This window comes from Gordonia sp. DT30 (assembly GCF_049844915.1).
Lineage (GTDB): Bacteria > Actinomycetota > Actinomycetes > Mycobacteriales > Mycobacteriaceae > Gordonia.
The window spans coordinates 18259-38238 of sequence record NZ_JBNCLY010000026.1; the positions used below are offsets into that span (position 1 = coordinate 18259).

Annotated in this window: 20 protein-coding genes and 1 pseudogene; 8 read left to right on the top strand and 13 right to left on the bottom strand. The window is 65.8% G+C overall.

Annotated elements, in window-relative coordinates; genetic code table 11:
- Positions 1–15 precede the first annotated feature (15 nt).
- The 6 genes from pheS to infC all read right to left on the bottom strand — a co-directional run bounded on the left by pheS (position 16) and on the right by infC (position 3877).
- On the bottom strand, positions 16–1083 hold the full coding sequence (gene pheS, locus ACLQ3C_RS18930; RefSeq protein WP_425706644.1) for a phenylalanine--tRNA ligase subunit alpha: 1068 nt from the start codon (positions 1081–1083) through the stop codon (positions 16–18).
- Positions 1084–1248: 165 nt separating this feature from the next.
- Complete coding sequence (locus ACLQ3C_RS18935; protein ID WP_425706645.1) at positions 1249–1629, bottom strand: DUF488 domain-containing protein; 381 nt, start codon at positions 1627–1629, stop codon at positions 1249–1251.
- 55 nt (positions 1630–1684) lie between these two features.
- Positions 1685–2482, bottom strand: coding sequence for a TrmH family RNA methyltransferase (locus ACLQ3C_RS18940; protein ID WP_425706646.1), 798 nt, complete (start codon positions 2480–2482; stop codon positions 1685–1687).
- Between the two features lie 32 nt (positions 2483–2514).
- On the bottom strand, positions 2515–2895 hold the full coding sequence (gene rplT / locus ACLQ3C_RS18945; protein WP_188327984.1) for a 50S ribosomal protein L20: 381 nt from the start codon (positions 2893–2895) through the stop codon (positions 2515–2517).
- 33 nt (positions 2896–2928) lie between these two features.
- Positions 2929–3123, bottom strand: coding sequence for a 50S ribosomal protein L35 (gene rpmI / locus ACLQ3C_RS18950; RefSeq protein WP_005208912.1), 195 nt, complete (start codon positions 3121–3123; stop codon positions 2929–2931).
- A 109-nt stretch (positions 3124–3232) separates the two neighbouring features.
- A complete protein-coding gene (gene infC / locus ACLQ3C_RS18955) occupies positions 3233–3877 on the bottom strand; it encodes a translation initiation factor IF-3 (protein ID WP_425706677.1) in 645 nt (214 codons plus the stop codon).
- Between the two features lie 241 nt (positions 3878–4118).
- On the opposite strand from infC, the gene ACLQ3C_RS18960 reads away from it, so the two are divergent.
- On the top strand, positions 4119–4556 hold the full coding sequence (locus tag ACLQ3C_RS18960) for a DUF1844 domain-containing protein (RefSeq protein ID WP_425706647.1): 438 nt from the start codon (positions 4119–4121) through the stop codon (positions 4554–4556).
- Here the strand turns inward: ACLQ3C_RS18960 and ACLQ3C_RS18965 are convergent.
- Together ACLQ3C_RS18965 and ACLQ3C_RS18970 are read right to left on the bottom strand one after the other, a co-directional pair.
- Positions 4553–4750: a hypothetical protein gene (locus tag ACLQ3C_RS18965; RefSeq protein ID WP_425706679.1), complete on the bottom strand. Its 198-nt coding sequence runs from the start codon at positions 4748–4750 to the stop codon at positions 4553–4555. The two genes, ACLQ3C_RS18960 and ACLQ3C_RS18965, sit on opposite strands and share 4 nt — an antisense overlap.
- A 56-nt stretch (positions 4751–4806) precedes the next feature.
- Positions 4807–4962, bottom strand: a pseudogene (locus ACLQ3C_RS18970) (nitrilase-related carbon-nitrogen hydrolase); the annotation flags it as partial.
- 121 nt (positions 4963–5083) lie between these two features.
- On the opposite strand from ACLQ3C_RS18970, the gene ACLQ3C_RS18975 reads away from it, so the two are divergent.
- The gene (locus ACLQ3C_RS18975) at positions 5084–5416 is read left to right on the top strand and encodes a PspA domain-containing protein (protein WP_425706648.1); all 333 of its coding nucleotides are present in this window, start codon (positions 5084–5086) and stop codon (positions 5414–5416) included.
- Between the two features lie 32 nt (positions 5417–5448).
- On the top strand, positions 5449–5817 hold the full coding sequence (locus ACLQ3C_RS18980) for a nuclear transport factor 2 family protein (RefSeq protein ID WP_425706649.1): 369 nt from the start codon (positions 5449–5451) through the stop codon (positions 5815–5817).
- 39 nt (positions 5818–5856) lie between these two features.
- On the opposite strand, the gene uvrA is transcribed toward ACLQ3C_RS18980, so the two are convergent.
- Complete coding sequence (gene uvrA, locus ACLQ3C_RS18985; RefSeq protein WP_425706650.1) at positions 5857–8736, bottom strand: excinuclease ABC subunit UvrA; 2880 nt, start codon at positions 8734–8736, stop codon at positions 5857–5859.
- Positions 8737–8964: 228 nt separating this feature from the next.
- Here uvrA and ACLQ3C_RS18990 point away from each other — a divergent pair, with 228 nt between their 5' ends.
- The 4 genes from ACLQ3C_RS18990 (at position 8965) to ACLQ3C_RS19005 (ending at position 13732) form a co-directional block, all read left to right on the top strand.
- Complete coding sequence (locus ACLQ3C_RS18990) at positions 8965–9648, top strand: MBL fold metallo-hydrolase (protein WP_425706651.1); 684 nt, start codon at positions 8965–8967, stop codon at positions 9646–9648.
- Positions 9649–9792: 144 nt separating this feature from the next.
- Positions 9793–10713, top strand: coding sequence for a DoxX family membrane protein (locus tag ACLQ3C_RS18995; RefSeq protein WP_425706652.1), 921 nt, complete (start codon positions 9793–9795; stop codon positions 10711–10713).
- 110 nt (positions 10714–10823) lie between these two features.
- Positions 10824–11444, top strand: coding sequence for a hypothetical protein (locus ACLQ3C_RS19000; protein ID WP_425706653.1), 621 nt, complete (start codon positions 10824–10826; stop codon positions 11442–11444).
- Positions 11441–13732: a HelD family protein gene (locus tag ACLQ3C_RS19005; RefSeq protein ID WP_425706654.1), complete on the top strand. Its 2292-nt coding sequence runs from the start codon at positions 11441–11443 to the stop codon at positions 13730–13732. Before ACLQ3C_RS19000 ends, ACLQ3C_RS19005 begins: the two co-directional genes overlap by 4 nt.
- 86 nt (positions 13733–13818) lie before the next feature.
- Here ACLQ3C_RS19005 and ACLQ3C_RS19010 read toward each other — a convergent pair whose 3' ends face one another.
- Positions 13819–14262, bottom strand: a complete 444-nt coding sequence (locus tag ACLQ3C_RS19010; protein WP_425706655.1) for a universal stress protein — start codon at positions 14260–14262, stop codon at positions 13819–13821.
- 124 nt (positions 14263–14386) lie between these two features.
- Positions 14387–16549, bottom strand: coding sequence for an excinuclease ABC subunit UvrB (uvrB, locus tag ACLQ3C_RS19015; protein ID WP_425706656.1), 2163 nt, complete (start codon positions 16547–16549; stop codon positions 14387–14389).
- Positions 16550–16650: 101 nt separating this feature from the next.
- Between uvrB and ACLQ3C_RS19020 the strand changes: the two genes are divergently transcribed.
- Entirely contained in the window at positions 16651–17184 is a 534-nt protein-coding gene (locus ACLQ3C_RS19020; protein ID WP_425706657.1) for a DUF402 domain-containing protein, read from the top strand.
- 12 nt (positions 17185–17196) lie between these two features.
- On the opposite strand, the gene coaE is transcribed toward ACLQ3C_RS19020, so the two are convergent.
- Positions 17197–18087: a dephospho-CoA kinase gene (coaE, locus tag ACLQ3C_RS19025; protein WP_425706658.1), complete on the bottom strand. Its 891-nt coding sequence runs from the start codon at positions 18085–18087 to the stop codon at positions 17197–17199.
- A gap of 132 nt (positions 18088–18219) precedes the next feature.
- Positions 18220–19707, bottom strand: a complete 1488-nt coding sequence (gene rpsA, locus ACLQ3C_RS19030; RefSeq protein ID WP_425706659.1) for a 30S ribosomal protein S1 — start codon at positions 19705–19707, stop codon at positions 18220–18222.
- Positions 19708–19980: the final 273 nt, after the last annotated feature.

A 19980-nucleotide genomic window follows, 5' to 3' on the forward strand; every position in this document is an offset into this window, starting at 1 on the left:
GCGATGTCTCGGGGGTCACACCGCGGGGCCGAACGGCAGCGAGAAGCGGATGTCACCCTCGACCATGTCGCGCATGTCGGAGATGTCGTTGCGGAACTGCAGAGTGCGTTCCAAACCCATCCCGAAAGCGAAGCCGGAGTAGACGTCGGGATCGATTCCGTTCGCGCGCAGTACATTCGGGTTCACCATGCCGCAGCCACCCCACTCGACCCAGCCCGGGCCACCCTTCTTGGCGGGGAACCATACGTCCACCTCGGCCGACGGTTCGGTGAAGGGGAAGTAGCTCGCGCGCATGCGTGTGGTGGTGTCGGGACCGAACAGGGCGCGCGCGAAGATCTCCAGCGTGCCACGCAGATTGGCCAAGGTCAGCCCCTTGTCGACGGCGAGGCCCTCGATCTGGTGGAAGACCGGGGTGTGCGTGGCATCCAGCTCGTCGGTGCGGAAAGTCCGGCCCGGGCACGCCACATAGATCGGGACGTCGCGGCTGAGCATGGATCGCACCTGCACCGGCGAGGTGTGGGTGCGCAGCACCTGCCGCGACCCCGGCGGGGCGATGTAGAAGGTGTCCTGCATCGACCGGGCCGGGTGGTCGGGCAAGAAGTTGAGTGCGTCGAAATTGTGGTGTTCGGTCTCCACCTCCGGCCCCTCGGCGATCTCCCAACCCATGCCGACGAAGACGTCGGCCACCTGCTCGGAGATGACGGTGATCGGGTGGCGCGCGCCGAGCCGACGACGACGGCTCGGCAAGGTGACGTCGACGGATTCGGCGTCGAGGACTGCCGCATCCCGCCGGGCTTCGAGAACAGCAGTGCGTGCGTCGAGTGCCGCCGACACCCGCGCACGGACCTCGTTGACCGCCTTGCCTGCCGACGAGCGCTGATCCTTGGGAAGCCCGCCCAACGCGCGGCGGGCCAGAGCGAGAGGTGATCGGTCACCGAGATGGGCCGACTTCGCAAGCGAAAGCGCGTCCAGGTCGGCGGCCGAATCGAACGCTGCGAGCGCAGCGTTTGCTGCATCGTCGAGTTCCTGCGGTTCGGGGAATCGGAGATCCGGCATTCCCTGATCGTCGGCGGAAGGTGCCACGGCTGGCGACTCCTCGTCATCACTTGTCGGGCTGGGCGTCGATCACCGCACCGACCTGCACAGCTGCCGATCAGCGCCTGCGATGACTCCCGATCGAGGGTAGTCGACCGTCTGATCGTGTTGACCTGCGGGCGGCGGGGCGCCACGCCGCACCGCCCATGTCGGTTACGGGCCGGACCGAATCGACTCGATCAACAACTCGCGCAGCACCGTCGCATCGCTGATGTCGGCGCGTTTGGCGCCGGTGAGCAAAGTCAGCCGGCCGCCGCCGGCAACCAGCTCGGTCAGTGCCGCGAGCGCTGGGGCGTGGTCGGGCTGGGCGAGTTCGTCGCGGTATCGGCGAGAGAATTCCGAGAACTTCGCCGGGTCATGGCCGTACCACTTGCGTAGCTCGGTCGACGGAGCAAGGTTCTTGGACCACTCGTCGAGGTGCGCCCGCTCGTTGCTGATCCCACGCGGCCAGAGCCGGTCCACGAGCACGCGGTTCCCGTCAGCGGAATCCGGCTCGTCATAGATTCGCCGAACTGCGATGAAAGGATCTGGCATGGGCTTGCCCCCTCGGTGTTGCCGGAGTCACCTGCCCCTGATGATATGTCCCGCTCTACTTCGAGTGCTGCACGCGCGCGGCCGCATACAGGCAGATGGCGCTGGCCGCGGCGAGGTTGAGACTTTCGGCTCGACCGTGAATGGGGATCGATACCCGATGATCGGCGCCGGCGAGGACATCGTCGGGAAGTCCGTGCGCTTCGTTACCGAACAACCATGCCACCGGTTCGGCCAGCACCGTGTCGGCAGCGTCGAGACCCATCTCTCCGTCGGCGGCGGTGGCGAGCGTCGCGATACCTTCGGCCCGGATCGCGGTCAGTGCGGAGTCCACACTGTCGGCGCGGACCACCGGGATGTGAAAGATACTTCCGGCGCTCGCGCGCACCACCTTGCCGTTGTGTGGGTCGACGGATGCGCCGAGCAGCACCACCGCATCGGCGCCCATCGCGTCCGCGCACCGGATCAGCGTTCCGACGTTGCCGGGTTCGCGCGGCTCCACCGCGACGGCGAGCAGTCGGGGCCGGGCGGCGAGCACCGCGTCGAGGTCGACGGTGAGTAGCTCACATTCCGCGAAAATACCTGGCGCGGTCGTGGTTTCGGCCAGCTTGTCCGCTGCCCGCGCACTCAACAGGTACACCGGCCGCGCCGCGGTCGTCGCCCGCGCGAGCAGGTCGCCGAACCGGTCTGTCGAATCCTCGCGGACCAGTACCGCGTGTGCCCGACCGGTGCTCAGCGCCGCGTCCACCGCATTGGCACCCTCGACGAGGAAGCGCTGTTGCGTCTTGCGTACCGGCGCGCGATGCAGCTTCGCCAACGAAACGACCCGCGACGAGCGTTCGGAGAGAACGTCCATCGCGGGTCGGGAATCGTCGATCGTCGGCGAGATCAGGCAGCCGGCGCGTTGACGTCGGCGGGCAGCGCCTTGCGGGCAACCTCGACCAGGCCGGTGAAGGCCTCGGGATCGGTGACGGCGATGTCGGCGAGCACCTTGCGGTCGACCTCGACACCCGCGGCCTTGAGGCCCTGGATGAAGCGGTTGTAGGTGATGTCGTTGGCGCGGGCCGCTGCGTTGATACGCGAGATCCACAGCTTGCGGAACTCACCCTTGCGGGCGCGACGGTCCCGGTATGCGTAGGTCAGCGAGTGGAGCTGCTGCTCCTTGGCCTTGCGGTACAGGCGCGAACGCTGTCCGCGGTAACCCTTGGAAGCCTCCAGAGTTGAACGACGCTTCTTCTGGGCGTTGACAGCCCTTTTCACGCGTGCCATGTGTAAATCCTCTTCTTGGTGGTGGTCAGGGCGTCAGCGGTTGAGCAGCCGCTTGATGCGCGGCGCGTCGTTTTCGCTCACGACGGCGATGCCATCGAGGCGACGGGTCCGGCGAGAGGACTTGTGCTCCAACAGGTGGCGTCGGTTGGCCTTCTGGCGCACGATCTTTCCGCTGCCGGTCACCTTGAAACGCTTCGCGGTGCCCTTGTGGGTCTTGCTCTTGGGCATGTGTATTCCTTCGTTTGGGCGAACTCCAACCACGCGTCCGCCGGGCGGACGTGCTGGGTTCGCGGTGGTCTGTCCGTCGACCGCGTTAGCGTTCGACGACCGGTGTCGTCTAGTTCCTCGTGGCGTCGGCGTCGCCGGCCTGCCGCGGCGGACGCTGCGACTGCTCTTGCGCCTTGACGCGGGTCTTCGCTCCCTTGTGCGGGGCGAGGACCATCGTCATGTTGCGGCCGTCCTGCTTTGCCGAGGTCTCGACGAAGCCGTAGTCGGCGACGTCGCTGCCGAGTCGCTGCAGGAGTCGGAACCCGAGCTCGGGCCGCGACTGCTCGCGTCCACGGAACATGATGGTGACCTTCACCTTGGACCCGTCTTTCAAGAACCGGATGACGTGACCCTTTTTGGTCTCGTAATCGTGGTCGTCGATCTTCGGGCGGAGCTTCTGCTCCTTGATGACGGTCATCTGCTGGTTACGACGCGCCTCGCGCTGCTTCTGGGCGGCTTCGTATTTGAACTTGCCGTAGTCCATGATCTTGCACACCGGCGGGCGGGCGTCGGGTGCAACCTCGACCAGATCCAGATCGGCCTCGTAGGCCAAGCGGAGCGCATCTTCAACACGCACGATGCCCACCTGCTCCGAATTGGGTCCGACGAGTCGGACCTCCGGTACGCGGATGCGCTCGTTGATGCGGGTCTCAGTGCTGATGGGGCCTCCTTGATAATTCCGAAAAGGTCGGCCGCCGCGATGAGTCGGGCGCAGGAGGAGAATGGCCTCAGCAAAAAAGCCCCGCGGCGATCCGGTGCGGATCACATGCAGGGCTCCAACGCCGACCGGTCCGTCGATGCCTGGCATCACCGACCCGTGCCACTCGATGGTGGATCCGGGTCTTTCGGACCGGACCGTACAACTGCATCTTGGGAATGCGTCGTAGCGGTGGGAGCCTGACTCCACTTGCAACCCCGGCGAACCGGGGCGGTCGTGCTATGGAAGTCTAACAGTCATGACCGGAAACACCTATTCGCCCTCCGACGACGCCGCTGGTGACGGACCTGCCGACGGCAATCCGGGCGAGGGTCAGACCGAAGAAAACCCTTCCATTGCCCCCGACGACAACGTGCGTGACCTGGCAGATATTCCGGCGATCGAGGTCATCACCAAGGCCATCGTCATGCTGATGAGCGCGTCCGCGGAGAAGCTCGGGCTGGCCGAGGGCGCCGCTGATTCGGCCGTTGACCTCGACGAGGCGCGGCGACTCATCACCGCGCTCGCCGGTCTCATCGATGCGTCACGGGCGGATCTCGGCATCCACGCGGCGCCGATCCGTGACGGCCTCAAACAACTGCAGCTCGCCTTTCGTGAGGCGAGTGCCTACCCGGACGAGCCGGGTGAAGGCCCGGGCGAGAAGTACACCGGGCCGGTGCGGGATCGGCGTCGCTAGCGCCGGCGGCGCCTCGCATCGCGATCGAGATCGAACACGGCGACCGAGCCCGGTCCCGGCCCCGCGTCGGCCACCACCACGCCCGCGTCGGTGCTGATCGTCGAATGCGCTGCGGTGTCGTGATATCCGCCGCCAGTGGGCCCGGCGAAGCTCGCCATGGCCACCGGTGCCGGGTGCACCTCGCCGCCGCGCATGCCTCGGCGATCGTCGCGATCGACGGATCGTCAGGCGACACGGGCACGGCGTCGAGGCGATATCCGGTAAGCGACAACTCAGGGAACACGATCAGGTCGGCACCGGCGCGGTGGATGAGCTCTGCGTGTTCACGTGCGCTTCCCCGCAACGAGAGTCGGTCGAGGGCGGGTTGGGCCACCGCGACCCGCAGGACCGCTGCCCTCTGTGTCATCACGCCGATCTCGGTCACCGCATCAGCGTGGCACCGTGCACGCCCGGCCGTCGCGCGAAACGGCCGTGTCCGGTGAACGGCTCCCGCCCGGTAATGCGTCCCGGGCGCCTACGCTGAAGCCATGACGGCATCCGACGAGTCAGCGTCCTCCCCCGCCGATCCCGGTCGGCCCGACGACGACATCATCGACGGCGAGGTCCTGCCGCCGGCGACGCCGAGGGCCGTCGAGAATCCCTTGACGCCTCCGCTCCCCGATCCCGACTACACCGAATCCGGTGTTCCCACTTTCGATTTCGTCCGCGACAAGATCGAGAATCGCATCACGACCGCCATCGGCTCGCAGGAGCTCGCCGAGGGCACACCCGAAGGCCGGCAGGTCGACAAGATGATCCGCAAGCGTGACGAGGCAGCCAAGGAGCGTCTCGAGGAGATCCGAAAGTCGATGGGCCAGTAGCGGTATCGCACTCATCGTCACTGCGGCACCGGATGTGCGAGATGTTCACGCGCATGGTCGAGGCCAAGGATCTCTCACTTGTCGAGACCTACTACGACCCGGACTTCGAGCTGCACACCAACGGTCAGGTGCAGGACTACCAGGCGTTTCACGACGGGCACGCCCGCGTCTATCCGACCGCGATCAGCTATTCCGTCCGGTATGACGACGAGGCGTGGGTGGAGGGCGACGGCCGACTCGGCGGTCGGGTCTGGATAACCACCGAACGTCCCGGCGAGCCCGCGTCGGAGATCGAGGTCATCTTCCTGGCGACGTTCCGTGACGGCCGTATCCACCGCCTCTGGGAGCTGACCTGGCCGGATTGGAGTTCGCTGAAAGCGTTCGACAGCTACGCCGACTAGGCGCCGGCGGCGGTGTCCTGGCGAGCGTCGTCGGGGAGGTCAGCCGACCGAGGCCACCTGCTCGTCGTCGACGATCTCGGCGAGGAACTTTCCGGTGTGACTCTCCGGGGTGTCGGCGATGTCCTCGGGCGTGCCCTCGGCGACCACCATGCCGCCGCCCGTGCCGCCCTCGGGCCCCATGTCGATGACCCAGTCTGCGGTTTTGATGACGTCGAGGTTGTGCTCGATGACGATCACGGTGTTGCCCTTGTCGACCAGCCCGTTGATGACCGCGAGCAACTTCTTGATGTCCTCGAAGTGCAGACCGGTCGTCGGCTCGTCGAGGATGTAGACGGTGCGGCCCGATGACCGCTTCTGGAGTTCGGCGGACAGCTTCACACGCTGCGCCTCCCCGCCGGACAGGGTCGGCGCCGGCTGCCCGAGCCGGACGTAGCCCAGACCGACTTCGACGAGGGTTTTGAGATACCGGTGGATCGAGGTGACCGGCTCGAAGAACTCGGCGGCCTCCTCGATGGGCATGTCGAGTACCTCGGCGATGGTCTTGCCCTTGTAATGCACCTCGAGGGTCTCGCGGTTGTATCGCGCACCATGGCACACCTCACAAGGGACGTACACATCCGGCAGGAAGTTCATCTCGATCTTGATGGTCCCCTCGCCGGCGCACGCCTCGCAGCGACCGCCCTTGACGTTGAAGGAGAACCGGCCCGGCTGATAGCCCCGGACCTTGGCCTCGGTGGTGGCGGCGAACAACGTGCGGATCTTGTCGAAGACGCCGGTGTAGGTCGCCGGATTGGAGCGTGGGGTGCGGCCGATCGGTGACTGGTCAACCTGTACGAGCTTGTCCAGATTTCCGAGACCGTTCACCCGGGTGTGCCGACCCGGCACCTGACGAGCGCCGTTGAGCTTGTTGGCGAGCACCGTCGCGAGGATGTCGTTGACCAGTGTGGACTTCCCCGACCCCGATACCCCGGTGACCGCGGTGAGCACACCGAGCGGAAAGGCGACGTCGACGCCACGCAGATTGTGCTCGCGCGCCCCGACTACGGTGAGCTGCCTGTTCTTGGTGATCGGACGGCGGACCGCCGGCACGGGAATGGTGTCGCGGCCCGCAAGGTAGTTACCCGTCAACGACTTTCGGTTCTTGAGCAGATCCCGGTAGCTGCCCGAGTGCACGACCTCACCGCCGTGCTCACCCGCCCGCGGCCCGATGTCGACGATCCAGTCGGCCGACCGGATGGTGTCCTCGTCATGTTCGACCACGATCAGGGTGTTGCCGAGATCACGCAAGCGCGTGAGCGTTTCGATGAGGCGCCGGTTGTCGCGCTGATGCAACCCGATGGACGGCTCGTCGAGGACGTAGAGAACGCCGGCCAGGCCGGCACCGATCTGGGTCGCCAGCCGGATACGCTGCGCCTCCCCGCCCGAGAGTGAGCCGGCCGCGCGCTCCAACGACAGGTACTCCAGACCGACGTCGAGCAGGAATCTGATGCGTGCCTGGATCTCTTTGAGGACCCGTCCGGCGATCGCTTTCTGCCGCTGGTTCAGCGAGAGTCCATCGAGGAAGACCGCGCAATCGGTGATCGAGAGCGCACACACCTGCGCGATCGATCGGGGACCGTCAGTCGGGTGGTCGAGGGTCACCGCAAGGATCTCCGGGCGCAGCCGGGCGCCACCGCACGCAGGACACGGCACGTCGCGCATGTAGCCCTCGTACCGTTCCTTCATCTGCTCGGACTCGGTCTGGTCCAACCGGCGGTTCAGAAACGCCATCACACCCTCGAACTCGGTGTAATAGGACCGGGTGCGTCCGTAGCGGTTGCGGAACTTGACGTGTACCTGATGATCGGAGCCGTTGAGCAGCGCATTGCGCGCCTTGGCGGGCAGCTTCTTCCACGGGGTGTCCACGTCGAAGCCCATCTGGTCGGCCAGACCGCCCACCAGCCGCAGAAAATAGTCGGCGTTGTGTCCGGTCGACCACGGGGCGATCGCGCCCTCCGACAATGCGAGGTCGGGATCCGGCACGACGAGGTCCTCGTCGATCTCCTTGCGGACGCCGAGGCCATCGCACTCGGGACAGGCACCGTAGGGCGAGTTGAACGAGAACGAGCGGGGTTCGAGGTCGTCGATCGCGATCGGGTGGCCGTTCGGACAGGCCATCCGTTCGGAGAAGCGTCGCTCTCGATGTGGGTCGTCGGCCTCGAGGTCGACGAAGTCGAGCACGACGATCCCGTCGGCCAGACGCAACGCCGTTTCCACGGAGTCGGTCAGCCGTTGCTTGGCGCTCGCCTTGACGACCAGACGGTCCACGACCACGTCGATGTCATGCTTTTCCTGCTTTTTAAGCTTCGGCGGCTCGGCGAGCGGATATACCTTGCCATCCACCCGGGCACGCGAGAAGCCCTGCGTCTGCAGTTCGGCGAACAGGTCGACGAACTCGCCCTTGCGGGTGCGCACGACCGGCGCGAGCACCTGGAATCGGGTGCCGTCCCCCATGTCGAGCACTTGGTCGACGATCTGCTGTGGCGTCTGCTTGGCGATCTCGGCACCACACACCGGACAGTGCGCCGTGCCCGCCCGCGCGTAGAGCAGGCGCAGGTAGTCGTAGACCTCGGTGATGGTGCCGACGGTCGACCGCGGGTTGCGGTTGGTCGACTTCTGGTCGATCGACACCGCGGGTGAGAGACCTTCGATGAAATCGACGTCGGGCTTGTCCATCTGGCCGAGGAACTGCCGCGCATACGCCGACAACGACTCGACGTAGCGCCGCTGCCCTTCGGCGAAGATCGTGTCGAACGCCAGGGACGACTTACCCGAACCGGACAGCCCGGTGAACACGATCAGACTGTCACGCGGCAGGTCCACGTCGATTCCGCGCAGATTGTGCTCGCGGGCTCCGCGGACGATCAGACGATCAACCACTGCTTTCCTAACTCAAGGCCTCAGGTGTCCGGGGTCATGGCGCCCCGCGCGCAAACCGTAGCGGGAGCCACCGACAGAACCGGCGATAACGGACTTTCGCGCCGGGCTGTCACAACCCGGCGCACCATTGATCCACGATACGCGCGCAGTGTCGATACCCGGCGGCGCAGTTGTCCGGATCACCAACCCGCACCAGCATGTCCGACCGCATGTCTAGGCTTGGGCCCCATGACCTCCGACGCAACCGTCTCCGACGACTACACCGGCGACCTGTCGGAGTCCGGACCCCAACGCCGCACGCTGTCGAACGCGACGATCGTCAAGATCTCCGTCGGCCCGATGGACAACAACACCTACATCGTCACCTCCACGGCAACCGGTGAGCAGCTGATCATCGACGCCGCCAACGACGGCGACACCATCCTGGCGGTACTGCGCGAACTCGGCGGCACACCGAAACTGATCTTCACTACCCACCGCCACTTCGACCACTGGCAGGCTCTCGAGCAGGTGGTGGCGGCCACCGGCATACCGACCGCGGCCGGGCGCCTCGATGCCGCCGAACTCCCCGTGCCCCCGGACACGATCGTCGACAACGGTGATCTCCTGGCGGTCGGCGACCTGACCTTCACCGCCATCCACCTCGTCGGTCACACTCCCGGCTCGATCGCGCTCGCCCTCACCGACCCCGCCGACGGGGTCGTGCACCTGTTCACCGGGGATTCGCTGTTCCCGGGCGGCGTGGGTAAAACCTGGGAACCCGGCGATTTCGACACACTCATCGACGATGTCTCGACCAAGCTGTTCGGCCGCTATCCCGATTCCACGGTGGTCTATCCAGGCCATGGGAAGGACACCACACTCGGTGCCGAACGTCCCGCACTCCCCGACTGGCGCGAACGCGGTTGGTGATGCCCACCCGCATCACACCCCGACCCGGCGGCCATGACGGGTAACCTCGATAAGGCGCCGTATCGAGCAAGCTGATTCGAGAAACCGGGTCGGCCGCTTCGGCGCCGGCTCCGCAAGCAGACCGATCGAAGGGCAGTGTCACCTATGATTCTTCGCCGTATCGCACGTCCCATGCTCGCCACCATTTTCGTTGCGGCGGGGATCGACTCCGTACGCCATCCGACCGGCCGCGCCGAGATGGCCGGCGACTTCATCCACAGTTCCTTGGATGTGTTGCCGGACAACATCTCCGCCGCCGTACCGAACGACCCCGAGACCCTCGTCCGCGTGAACGGCGCCATCCAGGTGGGCGCGGGCCTCCTGCTGGCCACGGGCAAGTTCCCTCGACTCGCCGCGCTCACGCTCACCGGGTCACTGGTTCCGACCACCTTCGCCGGGCACCCGTTCTGGCAGGAAAGTGATCCGCTGAAGCGCGGCCTGCAGCGCAACCAGTTCTTCAAGAACGTCAGCCTGGCCGGCGGACTGCTCATCGCCGCCGCCGACACCGAGGGCAAACCGTCACTGGCGTGGCGCGGCAAGAAGACGGCCAATGCCGCGACCGCGGCGGTCACCGCAGCATTGCCGATCGGCGCCAAGGCCGGCTCGTCGGCGTGGGATTCCTTCGTCGAGCACACACACGAAGGCGCCTCCCTGATCGGGGAGAAGTCCGAAGAGGCCGCCGAACGGATTCGTGACCGCGCACCCGAACTCGCCGACACCGCCCGCGAACGCTCCGTCGAATGGGCCGAGAAAGTCCGCGACCGCGCACCAGAACTCGCCGACACCGCCCGCGAGCGCTCCAGCCAATGGGCCGACAAGGTCCGCGACCGCGCACCCGAACTCGCCGACACCGCCCGCGAACGCTCCAGCCAATGGGCCGACCTGCTCAGCGATCGATCCGCCGAGGTCGCCGAGCGCATCGGCGACCGCGCGCCGGAGCTGGCCGATTCGGCGAAGTCCCTCGCCCGCAACGCGCAGGACAAGGCCGACGCCGGCCGACGCCGCTGGCGAAAGGCTGCGTCCTGACGCTGCCGGTCCGCCAACGAGTCGCCGGTGCCGACCGGCGATTCGAGCCACATCTCTATCCGTGGCATGAAACCACCGACGTCCCGGCATCGTCGCCGCAACCGCCGACGATGCCGGGATCGCCGATCGCCGGTGCCACACTGGTCGTCGGCATCGGCTCGAACGCCTCACCACATGTGTTGCAGCACAAGTTCATCGACGCGGGCCTCGAGGTCGACGATCTCGAACGACGACTCGTCGGCGTTCGAGTCGCCGGGCTCGGCGTCGCTCACTCCGCCCACGTCGCCCGACGTGGTTACATTCCGGCCGGTCCCTATCGACAACCCGGCGCGGAGTTGGCCACCACCGCCGCATGGCTCGAACCCGCACACCTGGCGGTCCTCGACGCCACCGAACCGAACTATCATCGAATGATCGTGAGCTCCACATTCCACCCTGTGCGCGTCGGCGGAACCCCGCATGCGTTCTCCGGCGCCTTCTGTCTATACGTCTCCCGGCACGGCGTGCTGGGAGACGGTCCGACCGCACTTGCGCCCTTCTCATCCCAGGAAGCCATCCTGCGCTGGCTCGGCGAACGAATTCGGCCTGCACTCCCGGCCGCTGCCGACGCCGCAGCCGCGTGCTGCGCTCTCGCCGATCCTGACGGGGGCCGCCGCCTATTCGATGGCATACATGCCGCAGGCCTGGCGCACGACGCACGGTTGGCCTACGCGCGGGTGGCGGTCCGATGAGTTCGTCCCCGGCGAGTACCCACGACCCCCGCAGTACCGAAGAGCAAGCGCACCTCGACCTCGTCTATGCCCGCCTGGACCGGATGCGCACCAACACCAGCCGTCGCCTCTCGGTGGCCCTTCGCGAATCGGGCGGCACCCCGCAGGCGCAGTCCGAGCGCGAGTCATACGAGCGCATGTACATCGACGACCTCTCCAAATATGATGCGGCCGAGCACAATCTGTACTTCGGCCGGTTGGATCTGGCCGACGGGGAGACACGGCGTATCGGTCGCATCGGCATCCTCGACGACGATGACGATGACTCCACGCTCCTGCTGGACTGGCGCGCACCGATGTCCCGGGCGTTCTATCTGGCCACCCCCGCCGCCCCCGAGGGGGTGGCGCGCCGCCGCCACATTCGCACACGCAACCGAGTGGTGGGGGCGGTCAACGATGAACTCCTCGCGGCCGATGAGGCATTGGTGGAAGACTTCGGTCACGGCGACGTCGTCAACGAATCGGCTCTGGTCGCCGCGCTGAACACCGCCCGAACGGGCGAGATGACCGACATCGTCGAGACGATCCAGCGCGAGCAGGACCTCATCATCCGCTCCACCCACCGCGGGGTGACGGTGATCCAGGGCGGACCGGGCACCGGCAAGACCGCGGTGGCCCTGCACCGCGCGGCGTACCTCCTCTACACACACCGCGAAATACTCTCGCGCAGCGGAATCCTGATCATCGGCCCCAACAACGACTTCCTGGATTACATCGGTCAGGTGTTGCCGTCTCTGGGCGAGTCCGGGGTCCTGCTCGCGACCATCGGGGAGTTGTTCCCAGGCGTCGATGCCCGCGCCGAGGAACCACGGACCACCCGAGAGGTCAAGGGCCGCCTCGCGATGCTCGACGTCCTCAAACGGGCGGTACGGGCCAGGCAGTCTCTGCCGCGCACACCCGTTCCGGTCGATTTCGAGGGCTATCGGGTCGAGATCGACAGCGAGCTGGTCAAGACCGCCCGTGGCAAGGCCCGCTCGTCCCGACGTGCCCACAACCAAGCCCAGTCGGTATTTCTGCGCAGCGCACTCGATGGGTTGGCGTCTCGGCACGCACGCACCATCGGATCGAGTCTGCTCGACGGATCTCAGCTGCTGAGTCCCGCAGACATCGCCGACATCCGTGCCGACATGTCGCGTGACGCCGGCATCCGGTCGGCGCTACTGGAGTTCTGGCCGACACTGACCCCGCAGGCGATGCTGCGGGATATCTTCGCCGACAAGGCAACCCTGCGCGAATGCACTCCGGGGTGGAACGACGACGACCGCGCTGCGCTACATCGCGCGCCGGCGGCCGATACCGAGTTGGCTCCCGCCGATGTGCCCTTGCTCGACGAGCTCGCCGAACTGATCGGCTACGGCACTGCAGAGGCCGAGGCGCGCGAGAAGGAACAATGGCGACAACAACTCGCCGAGGCGCAGGACGCCTTGGATATCCTGACCGGCTCCGCCCCGCAGGATCTCGAGGACGAGCTCGATCCCGAGATCCTGATGGCCTACGACCTGATCGACGCCGAGCAACTCGCGGCACGTCAGACACAGACGACGCGCGCGACCACCGCGGAGCGCGCCTACGGCGATCGGACCTGGACCTTCGGCCATGTGATCGTCGACGAGGCGCAAGAACTGTCGGCGATGGCATGGCGAATGGTCATGCGTCGCATCCCGAATCGGTGGATGACGATCATCGGCGACACCGCACAGACCGGTGATCTGGCCGGCACCACGTCATGGGACGAGGTGCTGCATCCCTACGTCGCCAACCGCTGGCAACTGCGGGAACTGACGGTCAACTACCGGACGCCGGGCGAGATCATGATGTACGCAGCGCGGGTGCTCGAACGCGTGGATCCGGCCGCGTCGGCGCCGACGTCGTTGCGCAACAACGGCATCGAGCCCTTTGGTGTTCGTAGCGAACCGCGCGCATTGACCGCGGCCATCATCAGGGCCGCCACCGTTGCAGACCTGACGGGCCTGACCGGGATCGTCGTCCCGGACGCGGCGTATCCGATGATGCGGGAGGCACTTGCCGAACTCGACGAGCAGACTCGTCCCCGCCTGCACACGGTGACGACGTGCAAGGGTCTGGAGTTCGACACGACAGTGGTGGTGGAACCAGCCGAACTCATCGAGCAGTCAGCGCGCGGGTACAGCGATCTGTACGTGGCGTTGACCCGCAGCACCCAGCGACTCATCGTGGTGCACACACGCGACCTGCCCGACGAACTCGCGGACATCCCGACCCCGGATTGACGAATCATGAATTCCGGCAGGGCGCCCCGTACGGGACGTCCTGCCGGCTCCGTGATGACCTGTCAGCTCTGTGAAGAACCCGCAGTCTACGTCGTGTGGACGATCAGGACGTCCGAGGTGGACTTGCGGGCGGCGTCGGCGGGGACCGAACCCAGGAGCCGACCGGCGATCGAGTTGAGGCCCTTGTTCCCGACCACCAGGAGGTCGGCCTGCACATCGGCGACCAGCTGGAGAAGCGCATCCACCGGCGCTCCCTTGACCGCGCGCTGCACGACCTGCGTTGCCCCGGCCTTGGCGGCACGTTCCTTGGCGCGCCGCAGGATCTCCTCGGTGGGCGACGAGCCGGTGACCTGATAGGCCTCATCCTTCAGCACGTCGGCGACCTCACCCGACGAACGGTCATTCGGAAAATATGCGCACGCGATCACCAGTTTTGCCGCGTCACCGGCGATCGCCCCCGCACGATCCACCGCCGCCAGCGACGACTCCGAGCCGTCTGTTCCGACAACCACCGTGGTATATGCGCTCATTCGTACCTCCACTACGTGTCCGGCCCCGCACAGCGCGGGCACCACCATCCCCCACACTTTAGGGAGCCCTGAATGTGCAGATTAGTGTGCCGCAGGCGATTTGTCCCCCGATCGACCCGGCGCGTCACTTGATACCGGCAGCATCCATTCCTCGCAACTCCTTCTTCAGATCGGCGATCTCGTCGCGTAGCCGTCCCGCGAGTTCGAATTGGAGGTCACGCGCGGCAGCCATCATCTGGTCGGTCAGCTTCGAAACGAGATCTGCGAGTTCGGCTCTCGGCATCTCCGCGATGTCACGCTTCTCGATCACACCGGCGCTGACGGTCCTGCCGCCGGACACCTCGCCCTGCGCGCGCCGACCACGGCTCGCGCTGCGACCGGACCCGACGACCGCAACCGAGGTGTCCTCGGCTTCCCGGTACACCTGATCGAGGATGTCGGCGATCTTCTTGCGCAATGGTTGCGGGTCGATGCCGCGTTCCTCGTTGTAGGCGACCTGCTTGGCGCGTCGGCGATCGGTCTCGTCGATGGCGTTGCGCATCGAGTCGGTGATCTTGTCGGCATACATGTGCACCTCACCGGACACATTGCGCGCCGCGCGGCCGATGGTCTGGATGAGCGACGTCGTGGAGCGCAGGAAGCCCTCCTTGTCGGCGTCGAGGATCGCGACCAACGACACCTCAGGCAGGTCGAGTCCCTCACGCAGCAGGTTGATTCCGACGAGGACCACGTAGTCGCCCGAGCGGAGCTGACGGAGCAATTCGACGCGGCGCAGGGTATCGACCTCCGAATGCAGATACCGCACCCGGATGCCCAATTCGAGCAGGTAGTCGGTGAGATCCTCGGCCATCTTCTTGGTGAGCGTGGTGACCAGCACGCGTTCGTCGCGATCGGTGCGTTCGCGGATCTCATGCACCAGGTCGTCGATCTGACCCCTGGTGGGTTTCACCACGATTTGCGGGTCGACCAGTCCCGTCGGACGAATGACCTGTTCGACGAATTCCCCGTTGGACTGGCCGAGCTCGTACGGTCCCGGCGTCGCCGACAGGTAGACCGTCTGGCCGATCCGGCCGACGAACTCGTCCCAGGTGAGCGGCCGGTTGTCGACTGCGGACGGCAACCGGAAGCCGAACTCGACGAGGTTGCGTTTGCGGGACATGTCGCCCTCGTACATGCCACCGATCTGCGGCACCGTCACATGCGACTCGTCGATCACCATGAGGAAGTCCTCCGGGAAGTAATCGATGAGGGTGGCCGGCGCTGTCCCGGAACCGCGTCCGTCGATATGGCGCGAATAGTTCTCGATGCCCGAGCAGAACCCGACTTGTCGCATCATTTCCAGGTCGTAGGTGGTGCGCATCCGCAGCCGTTGGGCCTCGAGCAGTTTGCCCTTGCGTTCGAGTTCTGCGAGGCGCTCCTCGAGTTCGGATTCGATGCTCTTCATCGCCCGTTCCATCCGCTCCGGCCCCGCCACATAGTGGGTCGCGGGAAAGATTCGAAGCGAGTCAACCTGCCGCACAACGTCTCCGGTGAGCGGGTGCAGATAGTAGAGCGACTCGACCTCGTCGCCGAAGAACTCGATCCGCACCGCCAGTTCTTCGTAGGACGGAATGATCTCGACGGTGTCACCCCGGACCCGGAACGTGCCACGGGTGAATGCGGTGTCGTTGCGGGCGTATTGGACATCGACCAGCAGGCGCAGCAGGGCATCACGGTCGATCTCATCGCCCACGTTGAGTTCCACGGAGCGGTCCAGATAGGACTGCGGCGTTCCGAGACCGTAGATGCACGACACCGAGGCCACCACCACCACGTCGCGGCGGGAGAGCAGGCTCGACGTCGCCGAGTGGCGCAGCCGCTCGACGTCATCGTTGATCGAGGAATCCTTCTCGATGTAGGTGTCGGTCTGCGCGATGTACGCCTCGGGTTGGTAGTAGTCGTAGTACGAGACGAAGTACTCCACCGCGTTGTTCGGCAGCATCTCGCGCAACTCGTTGGCGAGCTGGGCGGCGAGTGTCTTGTTGGGAGCCATGACCAGCGTCGGACGCTGCAGACGTTCGATCAGCCAGGCCGTGGTCGCCGATTTACCGGTGCCGGTGGCGCCGAGCAGGACGATGTCCTTCTCCCCGGCACCGATCCGCTTCTCCAGATCGGCGATGGCGGCCGGTTGATCACCGGCCGGCTCGTACTCGCTGACCACCTCGAAGTGGCCCTCGGTGCGTTCGATCTCCCCGATCGGACGGTATTCAGAATGCGCGATCACCGGTCGCTCTGCTGCAAAAGCCATAACACCAGGGTAAACGCGCCCACCGACAACAATGTTCCGCAACGATTCGGGCCTCTGGTCGGGCGCGATCCCTCGTCACCCCGAGCCGCTATGGTCTCCCCATGCCCGACGCCGCCCACCTGCATCCGCCCAAGCGTGAGACCTTCGACGTACCCGCGATGACCAACACCGACAACAAGGGCTTCGTGCGACCTGTCGAGCATTACGAGGTGACCGGCTTCGGGCTGTACATGTCACGCACCGCCGACCATCCGAGGTTCACTCACCTGGAGTCCTGGCTGCTGCCGGCGCTGGGGCTGCGCGCCAACATCTTCCACTACGTTGCCGGCTACCGACCCGGCCAGCGCCTCTATCTCGATGTCGGGCGCTTCGACGGTCCCGACGAGGCCGGCCGGTGGCATGCCGTCGACTGGTACCTGGACCTGGTCGACGTACAGGGCAGGACGTTGGAACTGATCGACGTCGACGAACTCTTCGCAGCGCACGGTTCGGGACTGCTCGGCGTCACCGAATGCATCGAGGCCGTGTCGATCGCCACGCGGGCGTTGACGGGAGCGGCCGAACACGGCAACGACGTGCAGGCCTGGCTCGACGAGGCGGTCGGTGGTCGGGTGGCATGGTCACCCGGACCGTGACACCGCGGCGACTCATGGACCGACCGATACCTCGACGGTGGCGGGGCGCCCCGGATCGGCCGAGGCGTACCGGTGTTCGCCGACTGGGGCGAATCCGCCCGGCGGCAGGGCTTCGGCGAGTGCCGCGGCCGCGTCGCGATCGCGGGCGGTGATTCGTATGGCACCTTCGGTGGCATCGACCGCGGTGGCATTCGCTCCCGCCAGTGCCCACAACCGGTTGGTCAGCCGCGTGTTCACGGTAGCCGGACTCGGCTCGGCGGCAATGAGTTCGGGGTCCGGGATGGCCGCGGTCCGGGTACGCACGTGGTGTTCGTAGGGCACCAGCCGTCGCTCCCAGAGCCGTGCCGACGCCGCGGCCAAGTCCGTTGGCTGTCCGGAGTTGTCGAGCCAGACGTCGGTCACAGCGCGGCGCTGCTCGTCCCCTGCTTGGGCCGCGATGCGGGCGCGTGCGTCCGCTTCCGGCATCCCGCGCAACTCGGTGAGCCTGCGCACGCGTTCTTCGGTATCGGCGTGGACCACCACCACGAGATGAAAGAACGGGGCCATGTTGGCCTCCACGAGCAGCGGGATGTCCTGGATGACGATCGCATCGTCGGGCGCGGCGTCGAGGAGTTCCTGAGTGCGCGCGCCGACCAGCGGGTGGGTGATGGAGTTCAATGTCCGGCGACTGTCGTCGTCGACGAAGGCCTTGGCCGCCAGGGCCGGCCGGTCCAGTGCTCCGTCGGCGGTCAGTATGTCTGTACCGAAGGCCGCCACGAGCCGAGTCAATCCCGGCGTTCCGGGTTCGACGACCTCGCGGGCGATGACGTCGGCGTCGATGTGGTGACCGCCCAGCTCGATGAAGGTTTTGGCCACCGTTGATTTTCCGGCGCCGATACCGCCGGTCAGTCCCACTCGGATCACGGACCCAGTGTGGCAAACACCTCCCCCGTCCCGGTTTTCGGGTCGAGTCGGCGGGGCGACGACAAACGGGACCCCTTCCGACTTCGGAAGGGGTCCCGCTGATCGATCTCAGATCAGGCGATCACACCGTGATCAGGCGTTGCCCGACAGCTTCTCGCGGAGCGCGGCGAGCTGCTCGTCGCTGGCCAGCGACCCACCGCTCGACGACGGTGCAGAAGCGGACGAAGACGACGACGATGATGCAGAGCCGCTACGGCCCTCCGACGCCGACGAGTAGTCCGACGGGGCCTTCTCGGCCTCGGCTGCTGCGGCAGCGAACTTCTCGATCTGCGCGGTGTGCATCTTGTGACGACGCTCGGCCTCGGCGTAACGCGCCTCCCAGGCCTCACGCTGCTTCTCGAAGCCCTCGAGCCATTCGTTGGTGTCGGGATCGAAGCCCTCGGGGAAGATGTAGTTCCCCTGCTCGTCGTAGCTGTCGGCCATGCCGTACTTCGACGGGTCGAACTCCTCGGTGTAGTCCTCGTTGGCCTGCTTGAGGCTCAGCGAGATCCGGCGACGCTCCAGGTCGATGTCGATGACCTTGACCATCGCGTCATCGCCGACGGCGACAACCTGGTCGGGAACCTCGACGTGACGCTCGGCGAGCTCGGAGATGTGCACCAGGCCCTCGATGCCCTCGTCGACGCGGACGAATGCACCGAACGGCACCAGCTTGGTGACCTTGCCGGGAACGATCTGGCCGATTGCGTGGGTACGAGCGAACTGACGCCACGGGTCTTCCTGAGTTGCCTTGAGCGACAGCGACACACGCTCGCGGTCCAGATCGACGTCGAGCACCTCGACAGTGACCTCGTCACCGACGGTGACGACCTCGGACGGATGATCGATGTGCTTCCAGGACAACTCGGAGACGTGAACCAGACCGTCGACGCCGCCGAGATCGACGAACGCGCCGAAGTTGACGATCGAGGAGACGACGCCCTTGCGGACCTGACCCTTCTGCAGCTGGTGCAGGAATTCGCTGCGAACCTCCGACTGGGTCTGCTCCAGCCAGGCCCGACGCGAGAGCACGACGTTGTTGCGGTTCTTGTCCAGCTCGATGATCTTGGCTTCGATCTCCTTGCCGATGTACGGCTGCAGATCGCGCACGCGACGCATCTCCACCAGCGATGCCGGGAGGAAGCCACGCAGACCGATGTCAAGAATCAGGCCGCCCTTGACGACCTCGATGACGGTGCCCTTGACGGCCTCGTCCTTCTCCTTGAGCTCCTCGATCGTGCCCCAGGCACGCTCGTACTGCGCGCGCTTCTTGGACAGGATCAGGCGGCCTTCTTTGTCCTCTTTGGTGAGAACCAGCGCTTCGACCTCATCGCCGACGTTGACGACCTCATTGGGGTCGACGTCGTGCTTGATCGAGAGCTCACGCGACGGGATGACGCCTTCGGTCTTGTAACCGATATCGAGCAGAACCTCGTCGCGGTCGACTTTGACGATGGTGCCCTCGACGATGTCGCCATCGTTGAAGTACTTGATCGTGGAGTCGATGGCGGCGAGAAAGTCCTCAGCCGAGCCGATGTCGTTGACGGCTACTTGCGGCGAGGTGATGGTGGAGGACGGCATATTGGTGAGTTACTCCGGACAGATATGTAGTAGGTACAGTTCGAATTACTGGGACAGCGGTGTCGGTACGCACCCGAATCCGTCAGGATCCGGGCCTGCGCTCTCCCACACCATCATCGATCGATGGCGTCCAGGTGAGGACATGCGCAACCGCGCGTGAATCGTGCGCACGCGCGTCGATCAGCCTACTCTAGCGGGATTGCGCTGGGCAAATACCATCCTGGACACCCTTCATGTTGGACACTTCGCAGAGATAGCCACATCGCGGCACAG